The organism is Mesorhizobium sp. M0195 (assembly GCF_040322115.1).
In the GTDB taxonomy this organism is placed as follows: domain Bacteria; phylum Pseudomonadota; class Alphaproteobacteria; order Rhizobiales; family Rhizobiaceae; genus Mesorhizobium.
Window position 1 is genome coordinate 24,964 of record NZ_JAMYSV010000031.1, and the last position, 13,270, is coordinate 38,233.

Annotated in this window: 6 protein-coding genes and 6 pseudogenes; 5 read left to right on the forward strand and 7 right to left on the reverse strand. The window is 59.2% G+C overall.

From position 1 onward, the window contains the following. Positions 1-36: 36 nt before the first annotated feature. Positions 37-1,161, reverse strand: a pseudogene (locus NKJ12_RS29600) (site-specific integrase). Between the two features lie 536 nt (positions 1,162-1,697). On the opposite strand from NKJ12_RS29600, the gene NKJ12_RS29605 reads away from it, so the two are divergent. Continuing rightward, positions 1,698-2,666: a glycosyltransferase family 10 domain-containing protein gene (locus NKJ12_RS29605; protein ID WP_352453731.1), complete on the forward strand. Its 969-nt coding sequence runs from the start codon at positions 1,698-1,700 to the stop codon at positions 2,664-2,666. A gap of 138 nt (positions 2,667-2,804) precedes the next feature. Here NKJ12_RS29605 and NKJ12_RS29610 read toward each other — a convergent pair whose 3' ends face one another. The 4 genes and pseudogenes from NKJ12_RS29610 to NKJ12_RS29625 all read right to left on the reverse strand — a co-directional run bounded on the left by NKJ12_RS29610 (position 2,805) and on the right by NKJ12_RS29625 (position 4,692). Then, entirely contained in the window at positions 2,805-3,161 is a 357-nt protein-coding gene (locus tag NKJ12_RS29610; RefSeq protein WP_352453730.1) for a hypothetical protein, read from the reverse strand. Between the two features lie 266 nt (positions 3,162-3,427). After that, positions 3,428-3,583, reverse strand: a pseudogene (locus tag NKJ12_RS29615) (ATP-binding protein); the annotation flags it as partial. A gap of 71 nt (positions 3,584-3,654) precedes the next feature. Further along, positions 3,655-3,941 (reverse strand): annotated as a pseudogene (locus NKJ12_RS29620) (transposase); the annotation flags it as partial. 61 nt (positions 3,942-4,002) lie between these two features. Next, positions 4,003-4,692, reverse strand: coding sequence for an SMC-Scp complex subunit ScpB (locus tag NKJ12_RS29625; RefSeq protein ID WP_502905753.1), 690 nt, complete (start codon positions 4,690-4,692; stop codon positions 4,003-4,005). On the opposite strand from NKJ12_RS29625, the pseudogene NKJ12_RS29630 reads away from it, so the two are divergent. The 4 genes and pseudogenes from NKJ12_RS29630 to NKJ12_RS29645 form a co-directional block, all read left to right on the forward strand. Next, positions 4,652-4,870 (forward strand): annotated as a pseudogene (locus tag NKJ12_RS29630) (hypothetical protein); the annotation flags it as partial. The gene NKJ12_RS29625 and the pseudogene NKJ12_RS29630 overlap by 41 nt on opposite strands. A 327-nt stretch (positions 4,871-5,197) precedes the next feature. Beyond that, complete coding sequence (locus NKJ12_RS29635) at positions 5,198-8,824, forward strand: TerB N-terminal domain-containing protein (RefSeq protein WP_352706974.1); 3,627 nt, start codon at positions 5,198-5,200, stop codon at positions 8,822-8,824. Next, positions 8,821-10,143 carry an ATP-binding protein gene (locus NKJ12_RS29640; RefSeq protein ID WP_352706976.1) on the forward strand — a complete coding sequence of 441 codons (1,323 nt, stop codon included), beginning with the start codon at positions 8,821-8,823 and terminating at the stop codon, positions 10,141-10,143. Before NKJ12_RS29635 ends, NKJ12_RS29640 begins: the two co-directional genes overlap by 4 nt. Next, positions 10,052-12,382, forward strand: coding sequence for a DEAD/DEAH box helicase (locus NKJ12_RS29645; protein WP_352706978.1), 2,331 nt, complete (start codon positions 10,052-10,054; stop codon positions 12,380-12,382). Before NKJ12_RS29640 ends, NKJ12_RS29645 begins: the two co-directional genes overlap by 92 nt. Positions 12,383-12,454: 72 nt before the next feature. On the opposite strand, the pseudogene NKJ12_RS29650 reads toward NKJ12_RS29645, so the two are convergent. Continuing rightward, positions 12,455-12,556: pseudogene (locus tag NKJ12_RS29650) on the reverse strand (nucleotidyltransferase); the annotation flags it as partial. Positions 12,557-12,793: 237 nt separating this feature from the next. Further along, positions 12,794-13,270, reverse strand: a pseudogene (locus NKJ12_RS29655) (hypothetical protein); the annotation flags it as partial.

The window sequence follows — 13,270 nt, forward strand, 5'->3', positions numbered from 1 at the left end:
TCTGACCGCCTCATCCCAGCGGACAAAACGGGGGCATCAGAGCCCGGACGCCTTGGTGAGATTTACGCGGAAACGATCGCGCCGGCGCTGATAATTTCGCGTCATCTCCGCGGAGGCATGGCCGAGCTGTTTTTGCACATAGCGTTCGTCGACCTCGGCCGACGAGGCGAGGCCGGCGCGCAGTGAGTGGCCGGCGAATTTCTTGGCCCGTTCGCCCTCCGACAGATCGCCGCGCACGCCGGCGGCGAGCGCCGTGCGCTTGACCAGGCGTGCGACCTCCTGGTCGTTCAAGCGATCGGCACCGACGGCTCTGCCTTGACCAGCAACGCGCCGAAACAGCGGTCCGTGCGCAATGCGCGCCAGTCTTAGCCAGGTCTGCAGAGCGACCACAGGGCAGGTGGCGTCGGAGGAGCCGCGGCCGATTTCGACCTCGCGCCAGCCGGTTTTGCCGCGCAATGTGACAAGCAGACCCTTATCGGCAAAAATCTCGACCCAGCCGCGCCCGTCCTCGGTCTGATCCCTGCCGACGTCGAGGCCGACGATTTCGGATCGGCGAAGGCCGCCGGCGAAACCCAAAAGCAGCATGGCGCGGTCGCGCAGACCACGCAGCGTGCCGCGGTCGAGGGTCTCGAACATGCGATCAGATCCTCGGGCAGGATCGCTTCCTTCTGCCGGGGAGGGGAGGCGTGGGTGTTGCGAACGCCAGCCATCACCGTGGCGATATGCCGGTCCTTGCGGTCCAGCGGCTGGCCGCGCTGGGCAAAATTCCAGGAGAGCGACGAAAGCCGGCGCTCGATGGTTGAAATGGTGTTGGGCTTTTTGTCGCCAGTGGCCGTACCTGACGCGCAGGCGGCGATATAGAGCCCGACGACCTCAGGATCGGGCGGGAACATCTCGATGCCCTGGCGCCGGCGCCAGCTCGAAAAATGCTTCCAGTCGGCTGCGTAGGCGCGGCGCGTGTTGGCCGAACTCGCCGCCTCGATATAATCGCGCGCGCGGCCGGCGAGCGCCTCAAGCTGCGCAGGCAGGCTGGGATTGGCAATGGCTGGAAGGGGAGGGGGACGAGGCTAGGTCGGCATCGCCCATCTGCATGACGATATCGATGATGTCGGGCAAAGCCGCGGCGCTTTGTGTGTGAAGCTTGTCCGAAATTCGTAGCATATTTCGGACATCTTGACCGTCACTTCGTCCGAAATCGGACCACAGATTTCGGACAAAGCCCCGGCATCAACCCGCCAATATCTCGATCTGCCGTCGCCGCTGCAAACGTCGCCTGTGAGAGGCGAGCCGCCTCTAAACTGGTCGTATATCCCGATTAATAATAAGAATGTAGTCAACTTCCATATTTTAGAGGGCACGCATGCTGCCACTCAACCGGCCTGATCACCACACAAAGTGAGGAAGAACCTGGTTAGGTGCAAAGCGACAATTGCCTCGACAGCGGGTCCCGGAAGGTTTATGCTGCCCAATCTTACCGCAATCCGAAATGGCGATTGAGTACCTTCACGAGTGAAGGGATTCCCGCGGTCTTAGAGATGAGTTGTCGAATGGCGCGAAGTCGCACAGAATCGCGAAGTCGCACAGAATCGTGTGTTTGATACCGATCAGGATCGCGAGCTATTTCAGGCGCAGAGAGGTCTTGCGCCCGATGCACGAGTTGCTCCCGGTCCAACGGAAGTGAATGGGGTGGAACTGCTTTGTCGACCAAATTGTTGACGGAACGTCCGGCGCCCATTGTTGCTACATGTCTGGATTCTTGGGGCGTTTTGGATGATGCAATCCACCATCTCACTCCAAAGGGCAGTGGAATCTGGAACAATGTCGCTTTTGTACGCAGGACATCCTTCGCGCCCGATTGGCATATTGTCTTTAACTCTGCTTCTATTTTTGGGCTCCCTGTTGATATCGAGGCGAGTCCAAACAGGACAATTTTTGCAATCGGCGAACCGCCGACGAAAGCTCATCGCGCATTTCATGAAGGGCAAGGGAAAAATACCATCGTCCTGACGTCTGACGCAGAGCTGGCTGCTCGGCAGAATGCAGAGCGCCGATTCGTTTTGTCTCCACCTATCACTCGGTCTTGGTCTGTAACAAAGACATATGACCAACTTCTGGTCAGCGAAGTCGTGGACAAGCCGCTTCGGCTCTCATGGATTACCAGTAACATCGCCCTGCTTAAAGGGCATCGATATCGGCTGGCGTTTCTGGAACGGCTGAGAGAGGAGCTCGATTTTGACCTGTTCGGCCGAGGTTTTCGGCTGATTGGAGATAAATGGGACGCACTCGCACCGTACCGTTACAGTATAGCTTTCGAGAATACTCGTGCTGATTACTATTTTACAGAGAAGCTTATGGACTGCTTCGTTGCTGAAACAATGCCGATCTATTACGGCAGCCCGGCAATCACGAGGTTCTTCCCTTCCGACTCAATGGTTCTGATTGACCCAGAGGACAAGAACGTAATCCAAAAAATTCAAGAAATCATCGACTCGGACCTCTGGAAGGAGCGTCGCGGCGCAATACAAGAGGCGAAGCGGTTGGTTCTTGAGAAATACAATACGTTTGCTTATCTCGCGGGCTTCATCGAAAGCGTTCACGATAAACCCTTACCGCCGGAAGTTATACACATCGGTTCGCCTGCGGTCGATTTTGGGACAGACGAATGAAGTACTCCAACGCTCGCTTCGCGTGCCCGGCGGTTGGTGGTCTGGCGAGATCGGTACGGAGCGCTCGGCGGAGAATGCCTACCTGCGCAGACGGGCCGGCACGGGCGCACGAGGTCATGCGCCCCCGGCTGCCGCTGATCAGACGAACTGGGGAAGGCCAGGAACGGAATTGAGGACCTCGTCCACGAGTTCGTCGCCGGCATGTTCCTTGGCGAAGGCGATCGTCTCGTTGGCGATGGCGGCGATCTTTAGAATGCTGAGACCCTCACTCATCAATTGCTGGCCGAGCCCCATGAGGCCGCCTCCGCCCTCTGGGTCGTTGCCATGATACTTCGCCACTAATTCCGAAGCTCCGGGAATGGCCGCGATCATGCGCGCAACGGGACCGTCGGCCGCGTGGCGTTGCAGGAAACCCAGCATTAACCCAACGGCCTTCTCTGCGAGAGCCGGGCCGATGCCGGCACCAGTGGCGATGCGCGATAAGAATTCTTCCATGGCAGGGTTCGTCTCTCTTTAATGAGGTTTACACGGGGCCGGTCCGGCGCCCAAAGCGCCCTTGGCCGAACCACAATTGAACTCCACAAAAATAGGCCGGCGGAAGTGCTATTGCAACTGCGCGTAAAACCGCCTCTGTCAACGCAAGCTGCGTCGGACGTGCGTATTTCGCAAAAACGGGACAGTCGTTCCGCTAAATCGCGGACAGCAGTTTCACTAATTCGCGGACAGCAGGATGGGGTCGGCGCTCGGTTGCCTGGTTGAAGTCATTTGCGATTGATTTCGCCGTTTTCGGCGCCGGTCAAGGGCGGCGGTGTTTTTTGCTTTCTCATGCTGTCGCCTTCGAGGGTGATGCGATGGGCGTTGTGGATGATCCGGTCGAGAATGGCGTCGGCTATTGTCGGCTCCGCGAATGCTTCATGATGCACCTTTCCTTGATCGCCTGGTCCGTTGCAGTCGGCGTTGAAGTTGATCGATCTGGTCGCTGGAAAGGTTTCCGCTTGGCCGCGGGCGTCACCATTTCTTTCCCACAAGATCCTTCAACGCGGCATTGTCGAGCATGGCGTCGGCCAGAAGCCGCTTCAGCCGCGTGTTCTCGTCCTCCAGAGCCTTCAGTCGCCGAGCCTCGCAGACATCCATCCCGCCGAAGCGGGCCTTCCAGTTGTAAATCGAGGCGTCGCTGACCCCGTGCTTGCGGCACAGATCGGCAACCGATACCCCGGCCTCATGTTCCTTCAAAATTCCGATGATCTGCTCTTCAGAGAAGCGGCTACGTTTCATGTCCTGGTCCTCTCGATGGGCCAGAACGAACTTCAAACCGGATTAGATAAGAGGGGCAAGGTCAAGGTCGATGACTCAACTGTTGTGTGGGGAGAGCTCTTACTTCTCCTTCGCTCCAAATGCGGACGCGGCGCACGAGCTCGGAAGTTGAAATCCCGTAGCGATCGTGAAGCGTCGGCAGCGCGCCAGCGTCGAGGAACTCGTCGGGCAGGGCGATCTGGCGAAAGACTGGGGTCACTCTCTCGCGCATCAGCAGCGCGGCAACGCCTTCGCCAAGGCCACCAATGATGGTGTGGTTCTCCGCCGCCACCACCAGCCGTCCCGAACGGCGCGCGGCAGCGAGTATCGCCTCCGTATCCAGAGGTTTGATCGTCGGAACGTGCAGAACGGCGCAGCCGATCCTGTCGGCTTCAAGCGCCTTCGCGGCCTCCAGCGCGCGCATGGTCATCAGGCCGCTGGCGTAGGTGTAGGGCGCGCCGGGCGTCGGGCTGCGCGGACCGGACGCAATCAGCTTCGCGCCGCGCAGATGACCGATGAGATCGCGGCTGATCTCCTTGCCGAAGAAGGAAGATAGCTCGGCGGGGGTGATCGGCTGGAAGTACGCCACACACATCAGCACCAGCACTTCAGATTGTGTCAGATCCACGGCTCGCTCGTTTCCGCCGACCGCGGCACCGATGGCATCGGCATAGGCCGGCCGCGTCAGATGCGTCACGACCAAAGAATTCCTGCTGGAGTTCGGTCTCGACACGCTGCGCGACCTGCCGGATTTCGAAGCGCTGGAGGATGCCGGACTGCTGAGCAAGGAGAAGCTGCTGGCTGGTGACATCATGTCCGACTTTGCCAGCCTCAAAGAGGCCGTTGAAGTCGAGGCCGACGAATACCTGGACGCTGACGACGGAACGACCGCTGCGTTTGCATGTACATGATCAATAGATCGATCGGCGATAGGCAGTGGGCAGGCCGACAGGTGGCGCATTGTCCGAAATTTGCGGGCATATTTCGGACATCGGTCGAAATTCAGCCCGGCCTCGTTTGGCCCGGCCTTAGAGCCATCCGTTGTCCAGATCGGCTATCGTGAATGGAGCTTCTGTTCGGGCTGAACGAGGACGAGTTCGAGGGGGGAAGAGTGCAATCAAAGAGATCGGCAGTTTCTGCTGTTGAACGTCCGTTCTCATTTGGAGGAAATGTAACAGCGCGAGTTCTCAAAGGAACTTATCCCAGCTATGCTTAAACGGGGCGGCGGGGCAAACGGGATGAGGTTGCCATTTCCTTGGACGGTGGCTGTCGCCTTGGCGACAGTGCTGAGTGTTGCAGGCACCGCCACTGCCCAGGAATCCCGATACTCTGCGCGGCAGGTTCAACAGGCCCTTACCGAACATGGGTACGATCTCGGCACCGCGGATGGAATTTGGGGACGTCGGTCCATCAGTGCGCTCAAGGCATTCCAGAAAGCGAGCAATCTTCCTCAGACGGGTACTTTGGACGAAGCGACGTCAGCGGCGCTTTTTCCGAAACCCAAGGTGGCGCGTGGCCCGTTGACGCCCATAGCCACGGATGCGCGCCCTTCGAGTTTGGAGCAGCCTGGTGTTCCAACGACGGTAACTCCAGAGACAAGTAACGTGGAAGCCGGGAAAGCTGGTGGCGATGTCGGCCAGGCACCGCCTTTGCTGACGCATACGGAGGGGGCTTCAGCCAAATCCGATCGTTTGGCGCCGGAGCCCAACAAGGTCAGAGAGAGGCCAACCAGCCCAACGCCACGTTTGATCTATTTGGGCCTGCTAGGGATCGCAGCCGCGTTCTTCTTCCTGCGGCGACGCCGAAGAAATTCAGCAGCGGAGTCGGTTCCAACGGCATCCGAAAGCAAGCGCAGCGAACCTGAGCGCACTCCCAACCGGTCGGCCAGAACCGATAGGCATCGCCTCCATGGCCCGACCGATCGCATGGTTCCAGCCAACAATGCTGCTGGAAGGCAGCCAGTCGACCAAAAGCTGGTCCTGCCGGCGGATATTGCGGCTTCTCTTGCGGTACACAACGCCGCCGTCCACGATTTCATCCGACAGAGAGGAGCAATCCGATGGCCTAAATCAGGGGCCAATCCTTCAGCCAGGCAGCCGGACGCTCCCGCAAAAACGAGTTGGCAAAGCATAGAGGCCAGCGAGGTCACCCCGGTAACGACAACGGGATCGCTCGCATCGCATGGTGCTCAGATAGCGGAATCCATTCGACAACGCGGTCCTGTTCTCATTCCCCCTACGGCCGCAACGGATCAGACGCAGCCGTCGGGTTCCGAAAGCAAGGGCAGCCAACTTGATAGCGGTCTCTACCAATCGGCCAGACGCAACAGGCACCTCTTGGTTCGGAACGATCTGATCGCTCCAGCCAATATTGCAGTTGCAAGACAACCGGTCGAACAGAAACAAGCCTTACCATCAGATATTGCGACTTCTGTCGCCGCACATAATAGAGCTGTCCACGACTTCATCAGACAACGCGGAGCCATTAGACCGCCCAAACCACTGCCCAATCCTTCAGCCGCTCCCGCAAAGACGGGTTGGCAAAGCATTGAAACCACCAAGGTCACCCCGGTAACGACCACAACCGATGGATCGCTCGCATCGGACAATGCTCAGGTTTCGGATTTCATTCGGCAACGCGGCCCTATGCTTGTTCCCAACACGGCCCGAACGGACCAGCCGCGGTGGTTCGACCGGCTACCCGCAGTGCGAGCGAGCCCCACCGCCCGCCAGTCGGCACATTGGATTCCTGCGAATACAGCAGCAATGGTGGGAAGCCATGACATTCCCGGGGGCATGATCTATGTAGGCGAGCACCTGCCGAGGCAGGGCACTTCAACCGACCCGGAGAACTGCCTGATCGACCCGAGATTGACCGTGGGCGCTCACGGCGATCCGCTCGGTCAGACGATGGGCTACTGGCCGTCCTACTTGAGCATTTCGCCCCCGGCGCGAAAATCCTTTCTGGACTGGCTTGCCGGATCGCGATCCGATCCCGACGCCTATATCGGATACGTGTTCCTCTACTTCTACGGTCTCGAACGCCGCCTCATGTTGGAAGAAAGCCCACCCGACGCCGATGGTGTCGTTGCCGAGGTTTGCCGGCTATTGCAGGTGTATGGAGGGAATGGTTCGTTCAAGCGTTATGCTGGTGCGTTGCTTTCGGCCTACCAGCTAAAATCGGCTCGGTTGCCAGAAAAGTTTGATCTGGAGGTCGAGGAAAATAGCTACGAGATCCCGATAATGCTGAAGGTCGCCCTCGGGATGCGGGTGCGCAGCGGAGAGGCGATCGAGCCGGACCTTTTGTTGGCTTACGTCCTAGCCGACCCCGAAACGAGGGTGCGAACGCCGGCGCGACGGGCACAGACTCTGTTGCGAGAGCTGTTCGCGGAAGCGGTGGAGAAGCAATATCCAAATGGTGTGCGCGTTCCGGCCGCCGGAGTACGAAAACTGAAGGTCAACTACCGTGCCTGCAGCGGGACGTTCGATCTTGCAATCCGCGCCTTTGGCGGTGACCTGCCGGACATCACAAACCGCAGCGAACCGATAGGCGGTGCACGCCGCATCTTCGACGACTGCACGGATCGGCTCGACAACTACAGCCGCATGCTCGGCCGTTCGGAGGGACTGAGGCCTAGCCTTGCGGCTGCGGCTCAGCTGCCCTTGGGTTTGCGCGTGAAGAATTGTGAAACACTCGCTGGTCGCCCATTGAGCCGGCTCCAGGAACTAGCGCGTGATGGAATATTGATACCCATGCGACAACTCGCTGAATTGGCCGGGATGGAGCCCAACAAAATTTCCGCGCGGGCGAAGCAGAAGGAACTCTCAGCAATTCTGGCCGCCTTTGGCTATGGCCATACCGCCGACCCTTCCTTTTCCCTGAAGTCGGCAAAGCCAGACGAACTGGCGATGGTCTTTGCTCTGGAGCGTGAAGCCGAAGCTGACCTCGAGCCCGGCGACCACTACCGTCCCATGCAATTGTCAATCATGCTCGGCATGGTGATCGCTTTCGCCGACGGTCTCCTTCACCCCTTGGAGGAACGCAGGCTCTTCGGCAGGATTAACGAAGCGCCCGGTCTGTCGAGGGACGAACGTGTACGCCTCAAAGCCGAACTCACCGTCTGCGCAGCCGATGCCAGCCGCGTGGTGGATTGGACCAAACGCATAGGAGACGTGCCAGAGGACCGCCGCGAAGACCTTGCCGATGAATTGGTGGCTGTCGCCGCGGCAGACGGAACCCTTCACGCACGAGAAGTGTCGCAGCTGGAGAAACTGTTCAGGCTGATGGATCTCGATGAAAACTCCCTGTATTCGCGACTGCATGGGAGTGTTGCGCCGCAGAACAAGCCGCGTGACGGAAGTGACGATCTTCCCCTGGTTATCCCCGCCGGGATCCAGCCGCCGGGCACTCCGGTGTCGCTGGCGCCTCCTGGAGCGCCTGCGATGCGCGTCGACATCTCGCGTCTGGAAGCGATCCGACGCGAAACACGGAGCACGTCCAGCGTCCTTGCCGATATCTTCGTCGACGAAGCAGAGCCGCCGATCGAGCTTCCGCCCGCGATCGAGGAAATCGAGACGTCCAATGGCGACGCGCGCTTCGACGGACTGGAGCGACGCTATGCGTGGCTTCTGTCGCAACTGATCGAGCGGGACAACTGGACAGCTTCGGATTTCGAGCGTCTGGTGCGTGGTGCCGATCTGATGCCGGGCGCGGCGAAGCAAGCACTGAACGATTGGTCGCTCGACCGCTTCGATGAACTCGTCCTGGACGGCGAGGACCCTGTCACCGTCAACACCAGCCTGTTTCCCGAGACTATTCCCCAGCCTCCGTCGCTTACCGTGTCTGTCGAAGGAATGTCAGCATGACGACAAAAACCCCACCGATCAAACCGAGAGATCGAGACACCATCATCAGTGCCTTGCGTGCCGGCGTCGTACCGCGCATCGGGCTCCAGCATATCCAGGTCGGACGCCAGCGCGAGATCGAAGCGCTGATTCAGGACATAGAGCGTATCAGCAATGGCGGCTCGAGCATCCGTCTCGTCATTGGCGCCTATGGTGCCGGCAAGACCTTCTTCCTGTTCCTCATCAGGCAGATCGCACTTCAGCGCAAGCTCGCCGTCTGCCAGGCCGACCTCTCTCCGGACCGACGCATCCATGCCACCGGTGGACAGGCGCGAACGCTTTATGCCGAGCTTGCCACCAGCCTGGCGACCCGCACTGCTCCAGACGGAGGGGCGCTCAGAAACATTCTGGAAAGCTACATCCAGAAAGCGTCGGAGCGGGCTTCCTCCAGCGGGACGACCATCGAAACCGCGATCAAGGACGGTCTTGGCGACCTTCGCGAGATGGTCGGCGGATATGATTTCGCAACCGTGATCGTTGCCTATGCGCGCGGTTACGAGGAAGGAAATGGCAATTTGCAGGACGCGGCGCTGCGTTGGTTGCGCGGCGAATACACGACCAAAACAGAGGCGCGGGCCGACCTGGGCGTGCGTACCATCATCGACGACGCGTCCTTCTATGATGGCCTGAGACTGCTCGCCCGTTTCACAAGGCTCGCTGGCTTCGGCGGCCTGTTGATCTGTCTCGACGAACTCGTCAATCTCTACAAGCTGCAGAGCGCCCAGGCCCGCAAACAGAATTACGAGCAGATTCTGCGCATCTTCAACGATGTTCTGCAGGGCACGACGCAGGGTATCGGCTTCATATTGGGCGGGACGCCGGAATTCCTGCTCGACACGCGGCGCGGCCTGTACTCTTACGAGGCCTTGCAGTCCCGCCTTGCCGGGAACAGCTTTGCCGGCAATGGCCTTGCCGACTATTCCGGTCCGGTGGTCAATCTGCCGAACCTGACGCCGGAAGAACTCTACCATCTCCTGGAGCGGCTACGCGACGTCTTTGCGGCGGGCGATCAGGAAAAATGGCTCGTACCGGATGAGGCGCTCCACGCATTCATGGACCATTGCGCCAACCGGATCGGCGAGGCCTATTTTCGTACCCCGCGCAACACGGTGAAGGCCTTCGTCGATCTGCTCGCGATCCTGCAGCAAAACCCCGGCACGGATTGGAAAGAGATGCTCGGCGCAATGGATGTCGCGGAAGATCGAGGCAGTGCTGGCGACCAGGCGATCGACGACGTCGAAGGCGGATCGGACGACGAGCTTGCAACCCTCCGCATTTGACACGCTTTCCGAGCCGGTCAGGCGCTGGATATGGCAGCGGAAATGGTCGTCCCTGCGTGATGTCCAGGAAAAAGCCATTCCGGCCATCCTCGCGGGCGGCGATGTCGTGATCTCCGCACGCACTGCCGCCGGCAAGACTGAAGCCGCCTTCCTGCCGTTGTTGACCCGGTATGCCGAGCACGCAGGCAGCGCCGATGGGTTCGCCATCCTCTATGTCAGCCCACTGAAGGCATTGATCAACGATCAGCACCGGCGGCTGGAGAGCCTGTGCGAGGGCAGTGGCGTCCTCCTGCACAAATGGCATGGCGACGTATCGGCGGACGCCAAAACCCGGGCACGGAAACGCCCGTCAGGTATCGTGCTGATCACGCCGGAATCGCTGGAGGCGTTGCTCGTTCGCAGGGGCGGTGAGGTTACGCAGCTGTTTTCGCGCCTCGATGCGGTGGTCATCGATGAGTTGCATGCCTTCATCGGCACCGAGCGTGGCATGCAGCTGCAGTCGATCCTGAACAGGATCGAAGTGGCGACCGCGCGAGACCGCATCGATCGAATTGGGCTGTCGGCAACACTTGGCGACATGAGCCTGGCTGCCGAGGCGCTGCGGCCCGGCAAAGGGACCAGCGTCACGATCGTGGAAGGCGAGGACGAGGGAAACGGGGTCCGTTTGCAGATCCGGGGTTATCTGCTGGACGGCACCGCCCCGGGCGATCTCACGGCCACATCAGACGATGGCGATCCGCCCAGAAAGTCGGCCGAACCTTTCGAACAACCGACGGTCCCAGCGGCGCTTGCGGCCGACTTGTTTCGTCTGCTGCGCGGCCAGAGCAATCTGCTGTTTGCCGGATCTCGCGCCAATGTCGAGGTTTATGCCGACATGCTGCGTTCGATGTGCGACGAAGCGAGCTTTCCAAATGAGTTCTTCCCGCATCATGGCAATCTCGCAAGGGCAATGCGCGAGGAGGTCGAAGCGCGACTTCGAGACGATCCGCGCCCGACCACGGCGGTCGCGACCACCACCCTGGAACTCGGAATCGATATTGGCGAGGTGGAGACAATCGCCCAGATCGGGCCCGGTTTTTCGGTCGCATCACTTCGCCAGCGCCTTGGCCGATCCGGCCGCAGGGCCGGAAAGCCCGCAACGCTGCGCATGTTCGTCATCGAGCCCCCCATTGGTAAGGGGCGACACCCAATTGATCGCTTACGCCTGGATCTGGTTCAGTCGATTGCAATGGTTGAGTGCCTGCGGGGGGGATGGTGTGAGCCGCCATTGCCAGCTGGCCTGCATCTTTCAACGCTCCTCCATCAAGTGATGGCACTGATAGCACAGACGGGGGGCGTAAGCCCGACGGTCGCCTGGAAACTGTTATGCGAGCGCGGCCCCTTCCGAGCCGTGGACAGGAGGCTGTTTGCCGAATTGCTCCGGTGCATGGCCACACCTGAAAACCAGTTGCTTGAGCAGTCTCCGGAAGGCTTGCTCATGATCGGATCGACCGGGGAAAAAATCACGGAATCGTACGAATTCTATGCTGTTTTCGCCACGGAACGAGAGTACCGCATCATTCACGATGCACGCACACTCGGCACCTACCCGCTGAATTCCCCGGTTGCACGTGGCGAAACCATCATTTTTGCGGGGCGCCGCTGGCAAGTCAGCGAAATCGACGATCGCGCTCGGGTCATCATGGTCAAGCCGACACGGGCGGGAAAGCCACCGCATTTCAATGGCAAGGGGGCGGCGATCCACGATCATGTGGTGGCAACGATGCGCACGGTTCTCGCATCCGACGAGGCCTATCCATATCTCGATCCCGCCGCAAAGCGGCTGCTGGATGAGGCGCGCAGTTCGTTCCTGGACCTGCAGCTGAATCGTCGTTCAATCATTACGCATGGAGAGGGGGTCCTGATTTTCCCTTGGGTCGGAACCAGGAAACTGCAGACGCTGACCCTGGCACTGCTGTCGCGCGAGGTTAGAGCATCGCATTTCGGGCATGCCATTGAGCTTCAGGAATGCGAAGCGGAGAAGGCCATGCAAACGCTGCAGGACATAGCCGGTTCGCCGGCGCCACACGGAAAAGACCTGGCTGTACGACTAGCGCAACCCGCATTGGCGAAGTTCGACAACTTCCTCACAAACGACCTAATGACACTGGTCACAATGGTGGAAAGAATCAGCGCCAAGGACTTGCCCCTGATCGCCTCCAACACACTGGGAAGTCATACGCCGCATGAAGTCGCGTAACCGCCGGGATCGGTAGCTCGCACTCGGATCTGGCAGCCTTTCGTATATGTCGAAGGCTGCTATAACGGACACGTCGACTGCCTTGTACCAGTAAGCGAAGTCGGCGAGCTTGTTGTTGTTGACGACTGCCAGCAGATCAAAATCGCTGCGATAGCCCTTCATCGTCAGTGGCTCGCATGCGATTGTGAAAATGCGCCAGCGCGGTTCAACAACCTAAACGAGGCCTATGTCAAAGCTCGGTATTCCGAGCACTCCGAGATAACCGAGGAAGCGCTTGTCTAGTTGGGCGAGCGGACGGAGGAGCTTCAGAAGTCTGCGGAACAAATCTGTGTGGAGCATCTGGAGCGGATGAAGAATGCTGCAGGTGAGTTGTAGCAACCTAGCCGGATGCGTCCGACGACAATGAGGAACTCATAGTCCAATATACAGCTCTGGCGCAGTGCAGAATTCTTGATGTTCGGATAGCGCGCGCAACAGTGCAACCCGCCAATCGTTCCGCCCAAACGATCCGGATAGACTATTTGCGCAGCGACCAAGGTACTGTGCGAAAAGTTCAGGGCTGATCTCGTTGAACATGCGCATAGCGGTACGCTGCTCTGAGAGGAATTTATTAATTTGGCTGCGGAACCGCTCATTCAACTTTAGTCGACCGAGTTGAAATTCGAGTTTAGCTGCGAGATCCGCCTCTAAATCAGGGCTGTCGATCCAAAACCGTACTTCTAGAGCACCACCTTCGAACGTTATCTGCGCCTTCAGAAACTCAATATCGGGCAAATCTTGAAAATACGCGTGTATTAATCCAGGGTGAGCGGCTCTTCCAGACCACCACCCAGGCTTTCGAATCCATACGCGAGGTGCGTAATGCCATTGTGCGGCAGCGCGAAAGCT